Source organism: uncultured Roseobacter sp. (genome assembly GCF_947493125.1).
Taxonomy (GTDB): domain Bacteria; phylum Pseudomonadota; class Alphaproteobacteria; order Rhodobacterales; family Rhodobacteraceae; genus Roseobacter.
Genome location: NZ_CANLQB010000001.1, coordinates 577,619 through 595,903, shown reverse-complemented (window position 1 = coordinate 595,903; position 18,285 = coordinate 577,619). Strand labels below are relative to the sequence as shown.

Sequence of the window (18,285 nt, the reverse complement as noted above, 5' to 3'; positions counted from 1 at the left end):
ACAAATCCAAGACACGCCCTCTTTCCTCCGCGCGGGAATCGGCTATGCTTTCCACAGACATTCCATTTGAGGACCGTCATGGGGCGCAGCATTGATTACGGCAACCTGATGCATGAGGCCATGCGCGGCCTCATTCGCAAGGTGCTGGACGATGTCGCCGAGAGGGGCTTGCCCGGCGCACACCATTTCTTCATCACCTTCGACACCAGTCACCCGGACGCCGAGCTCGCCGATTGGCTGTCAGACCGCTACCCGGGTGAGATGACAGTGGTGATGCAGCACTGGTACGACAATCTCGACGTCGGCGAGGACGGCTTCTCGGTCACGCTCAATTTCGGTGACGCGCCCGAACCGCTCTACATCCCCTATGATGCGATCAAGACCTTCGTCGACCCTTCTGTCGAGTTCGGTCTCCGGTTCGAGACGCAGGACGACGACGAGACAGGCAGCGCAGATCAGACACCCACCTCAGGCACCACCCTGCCCGCGATCAAGCCTGAGGAAAAGCTGCCGGCCAGCGCAGACCAGGACGAGGGTGAGAAAAAACCGCAGGATGCGGAGATCGTCTCGCTCGACAGTTTCCGCAAATAGAGCTTACTGCGCCTTCAGAAATGTCGACACGGTCCGCTGCACCTCGCCGTTGCGCACGCTCTTGTAATCGAGATCAAGCCCGCCCTCGGTCAGCGTCCGGTTGAACTGCTGGATCTCGTAGCCACCATCCTCGGTGACGAACAGCGAATAGACGCTCAGCGTATCCCCATCAATCCGGCTCCAGACATAGGGCTCGCCCTTCATCGGATCCAGTTGCACGTCATGGCCAAAGACATTGCGCTTCATCGCTGATGAAAAGACATCGCCGCGGTCGGAGGGCACGAACTCCACGGTATAGGCCTTCTCCTTGGTAGAGCCGTCAGGACGGTAGGTGCTGGTCTTCCAATAGACCTCAAAGCCTTGTTTCGTCTTGGAAATCTTCACGCTCATATCGCGCTTCTGGCTGCTGCCATCGGCAGAGCTGACCTCGGCGGAGCCCGCGTAGCTGCCGACAAAGCGGGCGATATCTCCGGCCATGGCCTGCGCCGCCCACACCACGAGAAACGCCGCCGTAAGTGCCACGGCGCACCCCGACGTCAGTTGGCGGCTCACTCTCATCCAGACGGTCCTTCTGTCATCGCACTGACGGAGCACGCGGCCGACCGCGCTCCTCCCTACACTCAAAGATAGCATTTCCGCGCGCCCATTCAACGGCCCGCACCTGACGCGGCAGAGGGCAGCGATCACGAATTATTGTGCCCGCAAAGAGGCTCCGACGATCTGCCCGTTGCACCGCTGGGCTGGCAAGGCTACACCGCAGATACCGCAATTTCAGGGAAGAGATCATGGCGCAGACCCGCACGGAAACCGACAGCTTTGGCCCTCTCGAGGTGCCGTCCGACAAGTACTGGGGCGCGCAGACGCAACGCTCGATCATGAACTTCCCCATCGGCTGGGAGAAACAGCCTGTCGCGGTCGTGCGGGCGCTTGGCGTCATCAAACAGGCCTGTGCGCAGGCCAACCTGGAGTTGGGCAAGCTCGATGCGGAGCGCGGCAATGCCATCGTGCAGGCGGCCTCCGAGGTTGTTGCGGGCAAGTTTGACGATAACTTCCCGCTGGTGGTCTGGCAGACCGGCTCAGGCACGCAGTCGAACATGAACGCCAATGAGGTCATCGCCAACCGCGCCATCGAAATCCTGGGGGGCGAGATCGGTTCCAAGGACCCGGTGCATCCGAACGATCACTGCAACATGGGGCAATCGTCGAACGACACCTTCCCCACGGCCATGCATATCGCGACCGCCATGATGGCGCGCGATGTGCTGCTGCCGGGGCTGGAGAAGCTGCGCGGCGCGCTCCAGGCCAAGGTCGAGGAATTCGAGGGTATCATCAAGATCGGGCGCACCCATACCCAGGACGCCACACCCTTGACGCTGAGCCAGGAGTTCTCGGGCTACACCCATCAGGTCGCCATGGGCATTCAGCGCGTCAAGGACGCGTTGGGGCGGATCTATGAGCTGGCGCAGGGGGGCACCGCCGTCGGCACCGGGCTCAACACGCCGAAAGGCTGGGATGTGATGGTCGCGAAGAACATGGCCGAGATCACCGGCCTGCCCTTCGTCACCGCGCCCAACAAGTTCGAAGCGCTCGCCGCCCATGACGCCATGGTCGAGATGTCCGGCGCTTTGAAAACCGTCGCCGCCAGCCTCTTCAAGATCGCCAATGACATCCGCCTTCTCGGCTCCGGTCCCCGCTGCGGGTTGGGTGAGCTGGTGTTGCCCGAGAACGAGCCCGGCTCCTCGATCATGCCGGGCAAGGTGAACCCCACGCAATGCGAAGCGCTGACCCAGGTCTGTGCCCACGTCTTCGGCAACGATGCCGCCGTGGGGTTTGCGGGCTCGCAAGGCCACTTCGAGCTCAACGTCTACAAGCCGATGATGGCGTACAATGTGCTCCAGTCGATGCAGCTGCTGGGTGACGCAGCCTCGGCCTTCACCGACAATCTGGTGGTGGGTCTCGAGGCCGATGCAGACCGGATCGAAAAGCTGATGCGCGAAAGCCTGATGCTGGTCACCGCACTGGCCCCCGAGATCGGCTATGACAACGCCACGAAAGTTGCCAAGACCGCCCACAAGAACGGCACCACGCTGATCGAAGAAGCCGTGAACCTTGGCTTCGTGACCGAGGAGCGCTTCAACGAGGTGGTGCGACCCGAAAACATGGTCGGCCCGAAATGATCCAATGAGCGCCCCGATCAATCTCAACAAGCACCGCAAGGCGCGGGCCAAGGCCGCCAAAAAGGCGCAGGCTGATGAGAACACGGTGCGCTTCGGCCGGACCAAGGCCGAGAAAGAGGCAAACAAGGCGCAGGCCGCGAAGGCGACCCGCGATCTCGACGGTCACAAGCGCGAGACATGAACGGGCGCCCGGCGAAGCATTCGGTGACGCTGAAAGGGCACCGCACGTCGATCTCACTGGAAGAGGACTTCTGGCAGGCCCTGCGCGCCATCGCCGCGCGACAGGACAAGCCGATCAACGCGCTCGTGGCCGAAATTGACGTCGCGCGCGGCACCGGTATGGGCCTGGCCTCTGCGATCCGGGTCTACGTGCTGCGAGACCTGCAGGCACAAATCACCACGAACGCCCCTAAAAAGACCACCTGACCTGGGGCCCCGCCCGGCGGAACGCCGGGCCGCGTCCGACCCCCCTCAATGGGGGTGAGGACGCGTCCCCCCACCAGGGTCCTAGATCGACGCGCGGTAAATCTTGTCGATGTTGCTGCCAAGGGCTGCGTTGAACTCCGCGTCCGACATCTTCACGTTCAGCCCCTCGGTCAGCGCCCGGCTGAAGCTCGCGATCATGCTGGTCGCCTGCGTGAGCCTGTAGCAGGCCTCATCGGTTGAATACCCGCCCGACAGCGCCACCACGCGCAGCACCCGCGGATGGGCCGCCAGCTTGTCATAGCGCCAAGGTTCATCCGGCAGCGTCAGCTTCAGCATCACATCCACGCCCTCGTCCAGCGTGTCCAGATGCTTGGCGATCTCGGCCTCCAGCAGAACCTCGGCCTCACCCTTGGTCTCCGAATGGATGTTCACCTCCGGCTCCAGGATCGGCACCAGACCGGCGGCAATCACCGTACGCGCCACCTCAAACTGCTGCGCCACGTTGTCCGCGATACCCGTCTCATTGGCCTCATGGATGACCGAGCGCTCCTTGGTGCCAAAGACCCCCTTGGACTTCGCCACCTGCAGCGTCTCCTCAAGCCCCGGCATCGGCTTGAGCAGCTGCACGCCGTCTGCCTGCTCTTCCAGCCCCTTGTCGATCTTCAGAAACGGCACCACACCGCGCTCTGACCAGAGCAATTCGGCAACGGGGGTGTCATTGATGGTATCATGCATCGTCCGTTCGAAAAGAATCGCGCCGATCACTTTGTCCTTGGTGAAATCATCCGCGAGAATGATCCGCGCGCGCATGTCATGCATCGCGCGGAACATCTCTTCGTCGCCCGAATAATCCGAAGGCTCAACGCCATAGAGGCTCAGCGCCTTGGGCGTCGAGCCACCCGATTGATCAAGGGCGGCGATAAACCCTGCGCCGGATTTCATCTGCTCGCGCATCACGTTTTGGTCTGACATGATCGAAAATTCCTTCTGATTTCGCCCCTTGGCCTCTCCATAAAACAGACGCGCGCGGGATGGTACATGTTAGCGCCGGACAATGCGCAGGGCGATGCCGCTCTGCGACCGCACGGTCAGATGCGCCACCGGGACCGGTGGCGGCGCGCTGCCCAGCACCACCCTCAGATCGCGCAGGATAGAGGCGAGCATCATCACCCCTTCGATCATCGCGAAGCCGGCCCCGGGGCAGACCCTCGGGCCCGCGCTGAAGGGCAGATAGGCGTCGCGCGCGCAAGCCTGCCCATTCTCCGTCTCCCAGCGGGTCGGGTCGAAGTCATCCGGGCGCTCCCACATGCGGTTCTGCCGGTGCAGATGCCACTGGCTGATCACCACCTGCGCGCCCGGTCTGATCGCGCGTTTGCGGAAGGTCTCTGCTTGCGTCGTCTCGCGCACCATCATCGGCACCGGCGGGTAGAGCCGCAGCGTCTCGCGAAAGACATCGCGCGTGATCTTCAGCTTTGACATCTGCGAAAAGTCAGCAAGATCAGCGCCGTGCGCCTCTTCCGCCACCCTATCCTGCCAGTCGGGAAACAGCGCCAGCAGATAAAGCGCCCAGGCCAGCGCCGAGGCGCTCGTCTCATGCCCGGCGAGGAAGAAAATCGCCACCTGGTCGACCATCTCCTCCACATCGAAGCGCTCGCCCGTCTTCGGGTCCGGCGTGGTCATGATCTTTGTGGCGAGATCCTGCGGGGCGCTGCCCGCATCAATCTCGGCCTGCCGGTTCACCGTCAACTGGTGGATCAGCCGCCGGATCCGGCGCGCACTCGCCCGCGTCTCGCGCCGGTAGCCACGCGGCACCCAGGATGGCACGGGCACGAAGGCGGCAAGGTTCAGGATCGGCTGGCTGCGCTGGTAGGTCTGGAAGGCCTCGAACACATCGCGGGCCACCGCGTGATCAATGGGAATGGAAAACAGCGTGCGAAAGATCACATCCGCCGCCGCATGGCTCGTCTCGGGCTCGATGTCGATCTCCCGCCCCGCATGTCCGGCAAAGCGCGCCGCCGCATCCTGCGCCGCCCGGCAGATCGACGGGAAGGTCTCGCGCAGCCGCCCGCCCTCAAAGGCCGGGTCGATGATGCGCCGCTGCCGCTCCCATGTCGCGCCATTGGTCAGGAAGACCGAATTGCCCAAGAGCGGGCGCAGGCCCGACCCCACGCGGCCCGACTTGGGAAAGGCCTGTGGCCGCTCCTTCAGCACGGCACGGATCACCTCCGCGTCGTTGACCATATAGCTGCGAAAAAACGGCGTGCGAAACTCGGCCATCCACGCGCGATAGAGGCGCTCGGGCTGGGCCGAGAGAATATCGCGCCGAAAGAGCCGCATGTACTGCCAGAGGCTTACCTTGTCGGCGCGGGCCTTCGGTTTCGGCGGCTGGATCATCAGATCGACGTATACTTGCTGACCGCCCGGGTGATCCGCGAGGCCGAGGCCGCGCGCCCAGCGTAGCGCGCACCGAGCGTCAAGGGCCCCGCGGTGATCTGGAAATAGTCATAGTCCTTGGGTCGATCAAAGGCACATAAGTATTGGAAATGAAGCCGAAAAAAGCGCCAACGCAACGCCTGCCACCGCGCCGGACTGAGGCTTTGGGTAAAAGCCGCCGAGAACACCAGCGGCCAACGCTTCTCAGGCGTCTCTTGTCCAGAGACCGCAACCGGATCACAGAGCGCGAAAGAGCAGCCATCGCCGGGGGCGGTCACGTCAACCCAAGGGATGGTCACTTGTGTCGAGAGAAATCGCAGATCACGGCGCATGTCCCCGGCGTCAGGCAGGAAGGAGATCATCGGCACCACATGGCCCAGTGACAAAAAGCCAAGCGCCGGCCCGTCCCCGGACACGGCCCCCCGCCGCAGCAGATCGGCGAGCACCGTCACCGCCAGATGCGCGCCCGACGAGTGCCCGACGACCAGCACCTCATCCACCTCCTCGGCCAATGCGGCCTCGATTGCGGTGCCAAAGTGCTGCAATCGCGCGTGAATCTCCGCCGGATAGGCTCCGCGCCGTGAGGCGCTGTGCGCGAAATCATGCATCAGGTAGTAGGCATAGACCTTCCCGTCGATCATCTGGAACACGCGCAGGCACCCGCCAAAGGCGAGGGCTGCGACCACCGCCGCCAGGACGATCTGAAACCCGGGGCCCATGGGCGTCATCGCCAGGACGACCTGAACGATCCGTCCCACACCCCATCCCAGCGCCACGGCAAACACAAACTGCCAGGTCAGCATCACCACCGGATAAAGCGCGGCAATCACCGGCCCTTTGCGCAGCTGCATCAACCGCCACAGCGCACCGGTCGATATGTAAATCCATGCGGTGCGCAGCATGGCCAGATAGGTCCGCGTGATGGAGGCATGAAAACTCTGCTGCACGATATCGGACCAGACCAGCACCTCGATCTCCGCCTCGGTGCTCTGCTCATCTATATCACCGCGCACACGCCAGCCAAACCGCTCTCCCGCGGCGCTGCCCAGCATGTCCAGCTGATAGCCTGAAATCGCCGCCTGCGCGGCACCTTCCTTGCGATAAAGCTCCCGATAGCGACGTGCCGGGAACGGATCATACCCCGGAATATAGAACACCCTGCGGCGCTTCACCTGTGTCGCAGACGTGCTGCCCATGGCCAGACCTTACTCATCCCGGCAGCATCGCAGGGGTCCGCTCTACCTTAAGGGGATCAGCCCAGCAAAGCCAAGGCCGGGAATTGCTCCAGCAGCCAGTAGGAGAAGGTGGTGAAGGCGCCAGTGACCATGGCAAGACCCACGAAGATCAGCAAGCCGCCCATGACGCGCTCGATCATCTTCATGTGCCGTTTGAGGCGGTTCATCAGACCCACGGCGCGGGTCATGAACATGGCCGCCAACAGGAATGGAATGCCGAGCCCGGCGGCATAGATCCCCAGCAGCAGCGTGCCCCGGCTGACCGAGGCCTCCGAGGCCGCAAGCGACAGGATCGCACCCAGCTGCGGGCCGATGCAGGGCGTCCAGCCGAACGCGAAGGCGAGGCCGAGGATGTAGGCGCCGAAGCTCGATCCGCCCTGATCACCCGCATCCAGCCGCGCCTCCTGATCGAGGAACGGAATGCGAAAGAGGCCGAGGAAATGCAGCCCGAAGACGATCACCACGACACCTGAGACCTGCGCGAAAAGTACCTGATTTTGCAGGAAAAACGCCCCAAAGGCCGAGGCCGTGAAGCCCAGGATGATGAAGACCGTACTCAGCCCCAGCACAAAGAACAGGGCCGAGATGATCGCACGGCGACGCGCCACCGCCTCGCCACTCATCTCCCCGATAGAGACCCCGCTCATATAGGCGAGATAGGGCGGTACGATGGGCAGCACGCAAGGGCTGAGAAAGCTGATGATCCCCGCCAGCAGCGCGACCATCATGGCCGGCAGCAGGCTGGCGTCGATGATTTCGATTCCAAACATGCCTCACCCCTATCGGATAAGCGTTAAGAGGTCACGCAGGGCACAGTCACAACCTTGTGGACAGGTTGAAACATCGCCCCTATGTGGGGAGCATGAGCCAAACGACCACAGACCTCGATGCGACCGGGCTGCTTTGCCCCCTGCCCGTCCTGAAGGCCCGCAAGCGGCTGCTGTCCCTCAAGGCCGGCGAGACGCTGACAATGCGCGCCGACGATCCTGCTGCCGTGGTCGATGTGCCTCATTTTTGTGCAGAAGCAGGCCACGAGCTTGTGTCATCAGACATAGAGGGGCCTGTACAGGTCTATGTCATTCGCAAAACCTGAAAGCTGAAAGGGCGCGCCACCCGGCACGCCCTTCCGCGGAACTGATTTCGATTTATCCGCCGAGCGACCACCATCCCTTGCGCTTCGGCTTGGATGGTGCCGGTTCGGGTGCTGCCTCTGCAGCAGGCTCCGGCGCCGGGTCCGCTGCAACAGGTTCCGGCGGTGCCGCCTCTGGCTCCGCCGCGGCGGGTTCTGTCGCAGCTGGCTCTGCAACCGCCGGAGAGGCCTCCTCAGCCTTCGGTTTCTTGGCGCGGCTCGCGCGCTTGCGCTTCGGTTTCTCGGCCACCTCGTCGGGCACCGGTTCGCTGGTCTTGGCGTCCTCCGTCGCAACCGCTTCGGCTTCTTCCTTGGCCTTGGACTTGCGAGACCGTCGCTTCGGCTTGGCGTCCTCTGTGTCTGCTGGCGCCTCGGCCTCAGCCTCTGCAGGGGTCTCGGAAGTATCGGCGCCGTTTTTCACCGGCGCATCCTCCTGAGCCTCTTGCGTTTCATTGCCCTGGGTGTCCGCTCCGTTGGATTTGTTGCGGCTGCGGCGCCGACGACGGCGGCGGCGTTTGGGCTTGCCGTCGCCATCCCCCTCATCTGGCCGCCCCTGATCGGCCTGCGGCGCCTCATCGGCCTCTGTCTCGCTGTCGTCATCGGCATCGACCTGATCCATGATCGACGTATCGACCGAGACCACCTGATCCGTCGCCGCGGTCACAACACGGGTCGCCGTCTTGAACTTCTGCAGATCGAAATCCGGGCTGACCAGCGTCGGGTCGCCTTCGATCCGGACGGAGAGACCATAGCGGCCTTCGATCTGCGCAATGTGCTCGCGCTTTTGGTTCATCAGGAAGTTGGCGATGCCCACCGGCGCACGCACCAGCACCTCACGCGAGCGCTTGCGCGTGCCTTCCTCCTCGATCTGCCGCAGGATCGACAGCGCCAGGTTGTCGTCCGAGCGAATGAGCCCGGTGCCGTGGCAGGCCTGGCACGGCTGCGTCGTCGCCTCGATCATGCCGGGACGCAGACGCTGGCGCGACATCTCCATCAGGCCAAAGCCCGAGATGCGCCCCACCTGAATGCGCGCGCGGTCGGTCTTGAGCTTCTCCTTCACGCGCTTCTCGACCGCCGCGTTGTTCTTGCGCTCGTCCATGTCGATGAAGTCAATGACGATCAACCCGGCAAGGTCGCGCAGACGCAGCTGGCGCGCCACCTCATCAGCAGCCTCCAGATTGGTCTTGGTCGCGGTCTGCTCGATGGAGCCTTCCTTCGTCGCGCGGCCGGAGTTCACGTCGATGGCCACCAGCGCCTCGGTCACCCCGATCACGATATAGCCGCCCGAGGGCAGCTGAACCGTCGGATTGAACATGCCCGCCAGATAGCTTTCCACCTGATAGCGCGCAAAGAGCGGCAGGCTCTCGGTATAGAGCTTCACGTTCTTGGCGTGGGACGGCATGATCATCTTCATAAAGTCCTTGGCGATGCGGTACCCTCGCTCGCCCTCGACAAACACCTCGTCGATATCGCGATTATAGAGATCGCGGATCGAGCGTTTGATCAGATCGCCTTCCTCATAGATTTTCGCAGGCGCAATGGATTTCAGCGTGAGCTCACGGATCTGCTCCCAGAGCCGCTGCAGATACTCATAGTCGCGCTTGATCTCGGCCTTGGTCCGCTTGGCGCCGGCCGTGCGCACGATGAGCCCGGCACCATCCGGCACCTCGATCTCATTGGCGATTTCCTTCAGCTTCTTGCGGTCTGCGGCATTGGTGATCTTGCGCGAAATGCCACCGCCCCGGGCGGTGTTCGGCATCAGCACGCAATAGCGGCCCGCGAGGCTGAGGTAAGTGGTCAGCGCGGCGCCCTTGTTGCCGCGCTCTTCCTTGACGACCTGCACCAGAAGGATCTGACGGACCTTGATGACCTCCTGGATCTTGTAGCGCCGCGGGCGCGGCTTGCGCGCCGGGCGGATATCTTCCTGATCATCATCATCGGCGACGGATTCGATGCTGTCGTCCTTCGCCGACGCGTCGGATTTGCGCTTGGGCGCATCATCCTCCTCGCCATCGCTGTGCTCAGCACCCTCCGCGTCACCATCAGCGACAGCCTCTGCCGCGGTCTCATCGGGGGTATCGTCGGGCTCTTCGACTGGCGTCTCCGCCACCCGTTCCATCGGCGACGAGCCTTCCTCGTCATCGAGGTCGATGGTCTGCATCCCGTCGATTTGGTCCGCATCCATCTCCTTGGTGGCCACCGCGTCATCCGGGCTCGCCGTCTCCGCCTTGGCCTTGGACCGGCTGCGACTGCGCGAGCGGCGCTTGGGCTTTTCGTCCTCGTCTTCCTTGGCCTTCTGCGCTTCGGCATAGGCGCGTTCTTCTTCCATCAGCGCCTGACGGTCCGCGACCGGGATCTGATAGTAATCCGGATGGATCTCCGAGAACGCGAGGAAGCCGTGGCGATTGCCGCCGTAGTCGACAAAGGCCGCCTGCAGCGACGGCTCGACCCGTGTTACCTTTGCAAGATAGATGTTTCCGGCGAGCTGCCGGCGGTTTTCGGATTCAAAGTCGAACTCCTCGACCTTGTTGCCGTCCACCACCACGACGCGGGTTTCCTCCGCGTGGGTGGCGTCGATAAGCATTTTCTTAGCCATATTACCAGTTTGCACAGCCATGACCGCGCGAACCCTGGTGGATCGGCGAGGTATGGGATGTGTCTTGTCAGGGCGATCAGAGACGCGCACAGCGCCTGACCCGAAGGGATCATGGCGGAACTGCTCACTGCATTGGCGCGCGTCATCGCGGTTCTTCTCCGACACGAGTTCAGGGGCCTGAAGCCTCGCGTCCATTCTATACTGCGTGTGTTCGGGCCTTGGGGTCCTCGTCACGTCAGCGGTTCGTCGGCCGTCTCCGGCCCAATCGGTCTGCGGCGGAGGTGTGAATGGTCACACAAACATCCATCGCAGCGAATCTCATCCGACGGTTGTGCATTGCGTGATGCGCACCATCATCTCTCTAAATAATGCTGTTGTGGAATAAAACACAATGGGGAATGTGAGGGCCGGGCAGCAAAACGCACCTAGCCCTCAGATTTTACGCGGTTTTTCGCAAGGTAGGCGAAAACCCGCGGCGCTCAGAGGTAATCGGAGCGCTGCAGGCCGTATTTCGCCATTTTCTCGTTTAGCGTGCGTCGTGGCAAGCAAAGCTCTTCCATCACGCTCGCGATGGAGCCGCGGTGCCGCCGCATGGTATTGTCGATCAGCATGCGTTCAAAGGCTTCCACATATTCTTTCAGCGGTTTGCCTTCGGTGGTCATCACCGGCTGCATGTCTTCGTGATCGTTCATCAGCAGCGACGCGATGGTGCCCGAGCCGCGCCGCGACTGCAGCACAGCCCGTTCCGCCACATTGATCAGCTGGCGCACATTGCCGGGCCAAGGGGCCTGCAGCAGTTGCGCGGCCTCCTGCGCGGAGACCTGCGGCGCATCACAACCATACTCATCGGAGAACTGCTCGCTGAGACGGGTGAAGAGCGTCAGAATGTCTTCACCGCGCTGACGCAGCGGAGGCACGGTAATCCGCAAGGCGGCCAGGCGATAGAAGAGATCCGCGCGCAGCGCGTCCTCGCAGGTCCTGCCTGCCTCCTGGAGGTTGGAAATCGCGACGATCCGCGTCTCCGCCGGTGCGCCCTGCTCGTTGATCACACTGAGCAGCCGCGCCTGCAACGTCTCGGTCAGCGCCTCGATGTCTTCCAGCACCAGCGTCCCGCCGCGTGCCTCTTCGATGGCTGGCAGTTGCGCATCCTCGGGGTTCATCGGGCCAAAAAGGCGTTTGCTCAGCGCCTCTTCCTCATAGGCGCCGCAGCTGACCAGCACGAACTTTTTGCCGGCACGCGAGCCAACAGCGTGCAACGCGTGCGCCACCAACGTCTTGCCGGTGCCGGTCTCACCGTCGATCAGCACATGGCCATCGGCCTGACCGAGGTCGAGAATATCTTCGCGCAGCCGCTCCATGACCGGGCTCTGACCGATCAGCTTCTTCATCAGTTGGCCACCATCGCTGAGCTCGCGGCGCAGCGCACGGTTGTCCATCACCAGACGCCGGGCACCGGTCGCTTTCTTGGCCAGCTCGTTCATCCGGTCCGGGTTGAACGGCTTTTCCAGAAAATCGAAGGCGCCCACGCGCATGGCTTCCACAGCCATGGGCACATCGCCGTGACCGGTGATCATGATGACCGGCAGAGCGCTGTCATTGCCCATCAATTTCTTGAGAAACTGCATACCGTCCATGCCGGGCATCTTGATGTCGGAAATGACGATCCCGGGATAGTCCGGGCCGAGCACCTTGAGCGCATCCTCCGCGCTGCCAAAGGTTTCCGTATCGTAGCCAGACAGGGCAAGCCATTGGCTGATCGATTGCCGCATGTCCTGCTCGTCATCTACAATCGCGATTTTCATTGCTTGTGTCATGGCTTACTCCGCCGCTTGTGTACTGTGCTCATTGCCCATAATTGGCAATTGCATCTCGAAGACCGCGCCCCCGGTCTGTCCGTTGCGCGCCGTCAGGCGCCCCCCTAGGTCATTCACGATACCAGATGAGATGGCGAGGCCCAGCCCCACGCCATCTCCCGGCTGCTTCGTCGTGTAAAACGGCTCGAAGAGCTGATCGAGATCCTCGATGCCCGGTCCGTTGTCCCGTACCGTCAAGGTCGCCGTCTCGCCCGCCGTCAGCAGGATCTCGACCTTCGGATCAGCTTCCGATTTGGTGGCGTCGATGGCGTTGCGCAGCAGGTTCACCATGACCTGCTCGATACGCAACCGGTCTCCCATCACCTCGACCGGTTTGTCCGGCACGATCCGGCTGATCTGTACGTGTTGCTGGCGCAGCTGCGGCTCCATCATCGAAAGGGCCGAAGCCAGCGCATCGCCCATATCCACTGGAGAAAACGCCTCCTGGCCTTTGCGTGCATAGGACTTCAACTGCCGCGTGATCCCCCCCATCCGCTCGATCAGATCGTCAATCCGGCCAAAGGAGGAGAGCGCCTCATCCTGGCGGTTCCGACGCAGCAGCAACCGCGCGCCGGCGAGGTAGGTCTTCATCGCTGCAAGCGGTTGATTGAGCTCGTGGCTGACCGCCGCCGACATCTCGCCCAAGGCCGCCAGCTTGCTCGATTGCTCCAACGTCTGCTCGGCCACCGCCAACGTTTCCTGCACCCGTTTCCGCTCGGCGATTTCCCGCTGCAGCGCCGCGTTCAGCGTCCGCAACTCGGCAGATTCCCGCTGAAACAAGGCCATGCGCAGCGCTGTGCGGCGGCTGAGCGCATAGAAGCTCAGCGCCAGCAGAATCGCGAAGCCCATGATTTCCAGAGCCAAAACGCCGTTCACCCGCTCTCGCACGGAGGCATAGGTGGTGAAGCTCGCCATGCGCCATCCACGGAACGGAATACGGTTTTCCAACCGCATCACCGCCTCTCCTTCGAGATAGGAGTCCGTTGGCTGCGCCGTCCAATCGGCGGTCGCCTGGATGGCCCGCTGGATCGCGTTCTGCGGCGTCTGCCGCGCCAGGGCCTCCTGCTCCGTCCGCCCCAGCCAGCGCGGCTCTGTGGTCAGAATAATCGTGCCGGTGCTGTCGGTCACAATCACCGCATCGGAGATGCCCGCCCAGGCGCGACCGAATTTTTGCAAATCGACCTCGACGGCGATCACCCCGAGCACATCGGACCCGGACTGCACCCGTCGGGAGTAAAAGAAGCCGTAGCCTCCCGCCTCGCGTTCGGCGACGGTAAAGATGGTGGCATTGGCGCGGATCGCGTCCACGAAATAGGGATCCGCGCGGTGGCTCGAGCCCAGACGGTTGCGGTCTGTCGCAGCAACCGTGCGCCCGTCAATGTCCAGCAGCATCAGCGAGGCCGCGCCGATTTCCTCGACGAAGGAGATCAGCCGCCGGGTCGAGGCGGTATAGTCGGCGGAGTTCAGCGCCCCGATCAGCTCCGCGTCCCGTGCAAGAAGCTGCGGCACGATGGCGTTCTGGCGCAACTCTGACAGTAAATTCCCGCTGTAAAGCGCCAAGCGCAGCTCGGCCCGGTTGCGCGTGCTTTCGGTAAAGCGATCCGTCAACAGTTTGTTGGTGACAGCGACCACAACCACAGCGAGCAGAAGCAACACCGCCAGCGCCACCCGCACACGCCAGTTGATGGCACGGGTCTGAGGATCAGGATCGGCAGCGTTCGTCATGCGGCGACAGTACGCGAAAGCGCGCGCAGCGCTCAAGTCACGCTTTGACCAGCGCGCCCGTCAATGCGCGGAAGAGCGCCTGTCCGTCCGTTCCCCCATGGACGCGGTCTGCTGCGCGCTCAGGGTGCGGCATCATCCCCAACACGCGGCGGTTCTCCGACAGGATGCCCGCGATATCAGCCCGTGCGCCATTCGGATTGTCGGTATAGGTGAACGCAATCCGATCCTCCCCCTTCAAACGCGTGAGGGTGTCGTCATCAACAAAGTAATTGCCGTCATGATGCGCGATCGGGATGTCGATCACATCGCCGGCATTATAGCCTTCCGTATATGCGGACTGCGAAGTTTCCACTTTCAAACCAACAGTCTGGCAGATGTACTTCAACCCGGCATTGCGCAGCAAAGCCCCCGGCAACAAGCCTGTTTCCGTCAACACCTGGAACCCGTTGCAAATCCCCAGCACATAGCCGCCGCGCCGCGCGTGATCCGCCACCGAGCGGCAGATTGGAGAATTGGCCGCAATCGCGCCGCACCGCAGGTAGTCGCCGAATGAAAACCCGCCCGGCACGCCGACAACATCGACGTCGCGCGGCAGGCTGCTGTCTTTGTGCCACACCATCGAGACCTTGGCGCCCGCAGCCTCGAATGCGACGGCAAGATCGCGGTCACAGTTCGACCCAGGGAAAACCACAACCGCCGCGTGCATCAGCTCATCTCCACCGAATAGGATTCGATCACCGTATTGGCGAGCAGCTTCTCGCACATCGCGTTGACATCGGCTTCCGTGGCGCCTGCGTCGAGATCGAGCTCGATCACCTTGCCCTGCCGCACACCTTTCACGCCGTCGAACCCCAGCGCCCCCAGCGCATGACGCACCGCCTCGCCCTGCGGATCCAGCACGCCGTTTTTAAGCATCACATGCACTCGCGCTTTCATGCCCTGTCCTTCATCCTTCCAAAAATACTCAATTCCCGCCGCGGCCCTCAGTTGATAAGCGTGGGCTTGGTGATCGGCGCCGCCGTCTTGGGCATCACCCCAAGCCGCTTGGCAACTTCGGTATAAGCGTCCTTCAGATCGCCGAGATCGCGCCGAAACACGTCCTTGTCCAGCTTCTGGCCGGTCTCGATGTCCCACAGCCGGCAGCTGTCGGGACTGATCTCATCCGCCACGATCAGCCGCTGGAAATCACCGTCGAAGACGCGCCCGACCTCGATCTTGAAGTCCACCAACCGAATACCAACCGCCATCATCACGCCAGATAGGAAATCGTTGACCCGCAACGCAAGGCTCAAGATGTCATCCATGTCCTGCTGGCTGGCCCAGCCAAAGGCCGCGATGTGCTCTTCCGTGACCAACGGGTCGCCCAGGGAGTCGTCCTTATAGCAATACTCCACGATCGGGCGCGGCAGCTGTGTGCCCTCCTCAATCCCAAGCCGTTTGGACATGGTGCCGGCCGCATAGTTGCGCACGATGATCTCCAGCGGAATGATCTCGACGCTGCGCACCAGCTGCTCGCGCATGTTCAGGCGCTTGATGAAATGGTTGGGTACACCGATCTGGCCGAGCCCGGTCATGAAGAACTCGCTGAGGCGGTTGTTCAACACGCCCTTGCCCTCGATCACGGCTTTCTTCTCGGCGTTGAAGGCGGTGGCATCATCTTTGAAGTATTGGACAATCGTGCCCGGCTCCGGCCCTTCGTAGAGAATTTTCGCTTTGCCTTCGTAGATTTTCTTGCGCCGCGCCATAGGCGTCCTTTCCCCTCGGACCGCAAAAAGCGCGGCCACGTAGCGCCCCTCTTAGTGGAAGGTCTGCGTTGCTGCAAGCCAGCGCCACTTGCGCAAATCGAACCAAGCTCGCATATCTGGTGTAACACGAACCCCTTCATCAGGAGACCAGCCCATGACCACATTCGACGACCGCGAAAACGCCTTTGAAAACAAATACGCGCATGATGCCGAAATGCAGTTCAGGGCCGAAGCGCGGCGCAACAAGCTGCTGGGCCTCTGGGCGGCGGAGCTTCTGGGCAAATCCGGTGATGACGCTGCCGACTACGCAAAGGAAGTGGTGAAGTCCGATTTCGAAGAAGCGGGCGACGAGGATGTGTATCGCAAGGTCTCGGGCGACTTGGGCGCGCGCGCGGATGAGACGACAATTCGTACAAAAATGATCGAGCTTATGGCCGAAGCCAAAGCTCAGTTGATGCAGGAAAACTGATCCTGCTCAAGAACTTGGCGTCAGCCCGCACGGACACGCGGGCCAGCGCACGACCACCGATGTTGTCAAATTCATAACCAAGATGAGTTTTATGAATTTGATTTGAAACGGGGTTTGTGACATGCGCAGGGTCTCCTTGATGTTGAAGGCGCGCCATGAGAAACCCGATGATCTCCCTGCTGGCCGAAAAGGGCACCCTGCTCGCCGATGGGGCAACCGGCACGAACCTCTTCAACATGGGGCTGATGTCCGGCGACGCGCCGGAGCTTTGGAACACTGACGAACCCGCGAAGATCAAGACACTTTATGCCGGCGCGGTCGATGCGGGCAGCGATCTCTTCCTGACCAATTCCTTTGGCGCCAATGCCGCACGGCTCACGCTGCACGGCGCCGAGAAACGTGTGCATGAGCTCGCCCGCGTCTCAGCCGAGATCGGGCGCGACATCGCCGATACCGCCGGGCGCCCTGTGATCGTCGCAGGCTCGGTTGGCCCAACAGGTGAGATTATGGAACCTGTGGGCACGCTCAGCCACAGCCTCGCGGTCGAGATGTTTCATGAGGCTGCCGACGGGCTGAAATCCGGCGGCGCCGACATCGGCTGGCTCGAGACGATCAGCGCACCGGAAGAGTATCGCGCCGCCGCCGAAGGTTTTGCGCTGGCCGGCCTCGACTGGGCCGGAACCATGAGCTTCGACACCGCGGGCCGGACAATGATGGGCCTGACAAGCGCCGACATGGTCAAGCTTGTCGGTGATCTGGGCGACACCGCTCCGTTGGCTTTCGGAGCCAACTGCGGCACCGGCGCATCGGACCTGTTGCGGACCATCCTCGGCTTCGCCGCGCAGGGCCCGGACCGCCCGGTCATCGCTAAGGGCAACGCGGGTATCCCCAAGTATGTGGACGGTCATATTCACTATGACGGTACGCCTGAGCTCATGGCGGACTACGCGGTCATGGCGCGGGCCTGCGGGGCCAGCATCATCGGCGGCTGTTGCGGCACCATGCCCGAACACCTGCGCCACATGCGCGAGGCACTCGACACCCGCACGCTCGAGCATCCGCCAACGCTGGAGGAAATCGTCGACCGCCTGGGCGCATTCTCGTCGCAAAGTGATGGCACCGGGGAGGACGCAATACCGACACGGCGCAGCTCGCGCCGCCGGCGCATCGCCAGCTGAGCGGGCTCAACGTCGCGCCGAAGCGTCCAGCACCGCACGGGTGACCGTCATCAGGAAGTGCCAGTCTTTGAGCCCGTCGGCCTCGGCCTTGTTTTTCTTGTCGATGCTGAGAAACGCGTGGCCATGCACGCTGGTCCACAGAATATAGGCTGACAAAACCGCCGCCTGGTCCGTCGCTTCGGCGCCGATGCAAGCACCACAGGCCGTTTCGACGATCTCCCGACAAAGGTTACCCTTCTGCTGCAGCGCATCTTCATCTTCATGCCCTTCCGTGAGGCCGAACATCAACCGGAAGATCCCTGGCTCCGTCTTCGCGAAATCAATGTAAGCCTGACCGATTCCCGCGACCGCCTCATAGGTCCCGATGGGATACCGATCACGCTCAGCCGCCATTTGCCCGGCCAGACGATCCATGGCATCCGAGACCAGCGCGTTCAGCAGATCCGTCCGATCCTTGAAATGCTTGTAGGGCGCGGCCGTGCTGACCCCGGCCCGACGTGCGGCCTCCGCCACGGAAAAGCCCTCCGGACCATGGGTTTCCACCAGATCACGCACCACCTCCAGAAGGCGCTCGCGCAGGTCTCCATGGTGATAGGTTGAGCGTCGGTCTGGCAGTGTCGCTTCGGATTCAGACAAAAAGCACTCCTTTTCGCTTGATAAAGTTAGAGCCTATAACATATGTAAGTGATACTTACTTCGCAAGTGAGGCTCCGCATGACCGCTCCGGC

At 62.3% G+C, this 18,285-nt stretch carries 19 protein-coding genes; 7 read left to right on the top strand and 12 right to left on the bottom strand.

Features of this window, described 5'->3' with window-relative positions; translation table 11 throughout:
• The first annotated feature begins 78 nt into the window (after positions 1–78).
• Positions 79–591 carry a ClpXP protease specificity-enhancing factor SspB gene (locus Q1A71_RS02940; RefSeq protein ID WP_299671577.1) on the top strand — a complete coding sequence of 171 codons (513 nt, stop codon included), beginning with the start codon at positions 79–81 and terminating at the stop codon, positions 589–591.
• Positions 592–594: 3 nt separating this feature from the next.
• On the opposite strand, the gene Q1A71_RS02935 is transcribed toward Q1A71_RS02940, so the two are convergent.
• The gene (locus Q1A71_RS02935) at positions 595–1,149 is read right to left on the bottom strand and encodes a hypothetical protein (RefSeq protein WP_299671574.1); all 555 of its coding nucleotides are present in this window, start codon (positions 1,147–1,149) and stop codon (positions 595–597) included.
• A gap of 227 nt (positions 1,150–1,376) precedes the next feature.
• Between Q1A71_RS02935 and fumC the strand changes: the two genes are divergently transcribed.
• From fumC to Q1A71_RS02920, 3 genes are read left to right on the top strand one after another with little or no spacing between them, the layout of a single operon-like run.
• The gene (gene fumC, locus Q1A71_RS02930) at positions 1,377–2,768 is read left to right on the top strand and encodes a class II fumarate hydratase (RefSeq protein ID WP_299671572.1); all 1,392 of its coding nucleotides are present in this window, start codon (positions 1,377–1,379) and stop codon (positions 2,766–2,768) included.
• A gap of 4 nt (positions 2,769–2,772) precedes the next feature.
• A complete protein-coding gene (locus Q1A71_RS02925) occupies positions 2,773–2,949 on the top strand; it encodes a DUF4169 family protein (RefSeq protein WP_299671570.1) in 177 nt (58 codons plus the stop codon).
• Positions 2,946–3,194 (top strand): ribbon-helix-helix domain-containing protein, encoded by a 249-nt coding sequence (locus tag Q1A71_RS02920; protein WP_299671568.1) that lies wholly within the window; start codon positions 2,946–2,948, stop codon positions 3,192–3,194. Before Q1A71_RS02925 ends, Q1A71_RS02920 begins: the two co-directional genes overlap by 4 nt.
• An 81-nt stretch (positions 3,195–3,275) precedes the next feature.
• Here the strand turns inward: Q1A71_RS02920 and Q1A71_RS02915 are convergent, their stop codons facing one another.
• From Q1A71_RS02915 to Q1A71_RS02900, 4 genes are all read right to left on the bottom strand, one after another.
• Positions 3,276–4,166, bottom strand: a complete 891-nt coding sequence (locus tag Q1A71_RS02915; protein WP_299671566.1) for a fructose bisphosphate aldolase — start codon at positions 4,164–4,166, stop codon at positions 3,276–3,278.
• Between the two features lie 69 nt (positions 4,167–4,235).
• Positions 4,236–5,588, bottom strand: coding sequence for a cytochrome P450 (locus Q1A71_RS02910; protein WP_299671564.1), 1,353 nt, complete (start codon positions 5,586–5,588; stop codon positions 4,236–4,238).
• Complete coding sequence (locus Q1A71_RS02905; protein WP_299671562.1) at positions 5,588–6,823, bottom strand: hypothetical protein; 1,236 nt, start codon at positions 6,821–6,823, stop codon at positions 5,588–5,590. Before Q1A71_RS02905 ends, Q1A71_RS02910 begins: the two co-directional genes overlap by 1 nt.
• Positions 6,824–6,879: 56 nt before the next feature.
• Positions 6,880–7,632 (bottom strand): cytochrome c biogenesis protein CcdA, encoded by a 753-nt coding sequence (locus tag Q1A71_RS02900; RefSeq protein WP_299671560.1) that lies wholly within the window; start codon positions 7,630–7,632, stop codon positions 6,880–6,882.
• 92 nt (positions 7,633–7,724) lie between these two features.
• Between Q1A71_RS02900 and Q1A71_RS02895 the strand changes: the two genes are divergently transcribed.
• On the top strand, positions 7,725–7,955 hold the full coding sequence (locus Q1A71_RS02895) for a sulfurtransferase TusA family protein (RefSeq protein ID WP_299671558.1): 231 nt from the start codon (positions 7,725–7,727) through the stop codon (positions 7,953–7,955).
• Between the two features lie 52 nt (positions 7,956–8,007).
• Here the strand turns inward: Q1A71_RS02895 and Q1A71_RS02890 are convergent, their stop codons facing one another.
• The 6 genes from Q1A71_RS02890 to purC all read right to left on the bottom strand — a co-directional run bounded on the left by Q1A71_RS02890 (position 8,008) and on the right by purC (position 15,910).
• Positions 8,008–10,587: a ribonuclease E/G gene (locus Q1A71_RS02890; RefSeq protein WP_299671556.1), complete on the bottom strand. Its 2,580-nt coding sequence runs from the start codon at positions 10,585–10,587 to the stop codon at positions 8,008–8,010.
• Positions 10,588–11,066: 479 nt separating this feature from the next.
• Positions 11,067–12,401, bottom strand: coding sequence for a sigma-54 dependent transcriptional regulator (locus Q1A71_RS02885; RefSeq protein ID WP_299671554.1), 1,335 nt, complete (start codon positions 12,399–12,401; stop codon positions 11,067–11,069).
• A gap of 3 nt (positions 12,402–12,404) precedes the next feature.
• Entirely contained in the window at positions 12,405–14,165 is a 1,761-nt protein-coding gene (locus Q1A71_RS02880) for an ATP-binding protein (protein WP_299671551.1), read from the bottom strand.
• Between the two features lie 37 nt (positions 14,166–14,202).
• Positions 14,203–14,871 carry a phosphoribosylformylglycinamidine synthase subunit PurQ gene (gene purQ / locus Q1A71_RS02875; protein WP_299671549.1) on the bottom strand — a complete coding sequence of 223 codons (669 nt, stop codon included), beginning with the start codon at positions 14,869–14,871 and terminating at the stop codon, positions 14,203–14,205.
• Positions 14,871–15,101 (bottom strand): phosphoribosylformylglycinamidine synthase subunit PurS, encoded by a 231-nt coding sequence (gene purS, locus Q1A71_RS02870; RefSeq protein ID WP_299671547.1) that lies wholly within the window; start codon positions 15,099–15,101, stop codon positions 14,871–14,873. Before purS ends, purQ begins: the two co-directional genes overlap by 1 nt.
• A 47-nt stretch (positions 15,102–15,148) precedes the next feature.
• A complete protein-coding gene (gene purC / locus Q1A71_RS02865) occupies positions 15,149–15,910 on the bottom strand; it encodes a phosphoribosylaminoimidazolesuccinocarboxamide synthase (protein WP_299671544.1) in 762 nt (253 codons plus the stop codon).
• 154 nt (positions 15,911–16,064) lie between these two features.
• Between purC and Q1A71_RS02860 the strand changes: the two genes are divergently transcribed.
• Both Q1A71_RS02860 and bmt read left to right on the top strand, forming a co-directional pair.
• Positions 16,065–16,379: a DUF1476 domain-containing protein gene (locus tag Q1A71_RS02860; RefSeq protein ID WP_299671541.1), complete on the top strand. Its 315-nt coding sequence runs from the start codon at positions 16,065–16,067 to the stop codon at positions 16,377–16,379.
• A gap of 155 nt (positions 16,380–16,534) precedes the next feature.
• Positions 16,535–17,557: a betaine--homocysteine S-methyltransferase gene (bmt, locus tag Q1A71_RS02855; protein WP_299671538.1), complete on the top strand. Its 1,023-nt coding sequence runs from the start codon at positions 16,535–16,537 to the stop codon at positions 17,555–17,557.
• Between the two features lie 6 nt (positions 17,558–17,563).
• Here the strand turns inward: bmt and Q1A71_RS02850 are convergent, their stop codons facing one another.
• Positions 17,564–18,193 (bottom strand): TetR/AcrR family transcriptional regulator, encoded by a 630-nt coding sequence (locus Q1A71_RS02850; protein ID WP_299671536.1) that lies wholly within the window; start codon positions 18,191–18,193, stop codon positions 17,564–17,566.
• Positions 18,194–18,285 lie beyond the last annotated feature (92 nt).

What these genes read in the sequence shown, in the direction of transcription:
- Q1A71_RS02940 (WP_299671577.1), top strand. Translation starts at nt 79, where the DNA reads ATGGGGCGCAGCATTGATTACGGCAACCTGATGCATGAGGCCATGCGC.
- Q1A71_RS02935 (WP_299671574.1), bottom strand. Translation starts at nt 1,149, where the DNA reads ATGAGAGTGAGCCGCCAACTGACGTCGGGGTGCGCCGTGGCACTTACG.
- fumC (WP_299671572.1), top strand. Translation starts at nt 1,377, where the DNA reads ATGGCGCAGACCCGCACGGAAACCGACAGCTTTGGCCCTCTCGAGGTG.
- Q1A71_RS02925 (WP_299671570.1), top strand. Translation starts at nt 2,773, where the DNA reads ATGAGCGCCCCGATCAATCTCAACAAGCACCGCAAGGCGCGGGCCAAG.
- Q1A71_RS02920 (WP_299671568.1), top strand. Translation starts at nt 2,946, where the DNA reads ATGAACGGGCGCCCGGCGAAGCATTCGGTGACGCTGAAAGGGCACCGC.
- Q1A71_RS02915 (WP_299671566.1), bottom strand. Translation starts at nt 4,166, where the DNA reads ATGTCAGACCAAAACGTGATGCGCGAGCAGATGAAATCCGGCGCAGGG.
- Q1A71_RS02910 (WP_299671564.1), bottom strand. Translation starts at nt 5,588, where the DNA reads ATGATCCAGCCGCCGAAACCGAAGGCCCGCGCCGACAAGGTAAGCCTC.
- Q1A71_RS02905 (WP_299671562.1), bottom strand. Translation starts at nt 6,823, where the DNA reads ATGGGCAGCACGTCTGCGACACAGGTGAAGCGCCGCAGGGTGTTCTAT.
- Q1A71_RS02900 (WP_299671560.1), bottom strand. Translation starts at nt 7,632, where the DNA reads ATGTTTGGAATCGAAATCATCGACGCCAGCCTGCTGCCGGCCATGATG.
- Q1A71_RS02895 (WP_299671558.1), top strand. Translation starts at nt 7,725, where the DNA reads ATGAGCCAAACGACCACAGACCTCGATGCGACCGGGCTGCTTTGCCCC.
- Q1A71_RS02890 (WP_299671556.1), bottom strand. Translation starts at nt 10,587, where the DNA reads ATGGCTAAGAAAATGCTTATCGACGCCACCCACGCGGAGGAAACCCGC.
- Q1A71_RS02885 (WP_299671554.1), bottom strand. Translation starts at nt 12,401, where the DNA reads ATGACACAAGCAATGAAAATCGCGATTGTAGATGACGAGCAGGACATG.
- Q1A71_RS02880 (WP_299671551.1), bottom strand. Translation starts at nt 14,165, where the DNA reads ATGACGAACGCTGCCGATCCTGATCCTCAGACCCGTGCCATCAACTGG.
- purQ (WP_299671549.1), bottom strand. Translation starts at nt 14,871, where the DNA reads ATGCACGCGGCGGTTGTGGTTTTCCCTGGGTCGAACTGTGACCGCGAT.
- purS (WP_299671547.1), bottom strand. Translation starts at nt 15,101, where the DNA reads ATGAAAGCGCGAGTGCATGTGATGCTTAAAAACGGCGTGCTGGATCCG.
- purC (WP_299671544.1), bottom strand. Translation starts at nt 15,910, where the DNA reads ATGGCGCGGCGCAAGAAAATCTACGAAGGCAAAGCGAAAATTCTCTAC.
- Q1A71_RS02860 (WP_299671541.1), top strand. Translation starts at nt 16,065, where the DNA reads ATGACCACATTCGACGACCGCGAAAACGCCTTTGAAAACAAATACGCG.
- bmt (WP_299671538.1), top strand. Translation starts at nt 16,535, where the DNA reads ATGAGAAACCCGATGATCTCCCTGCTGGCCGAAAAGGGCACCCTGCTC.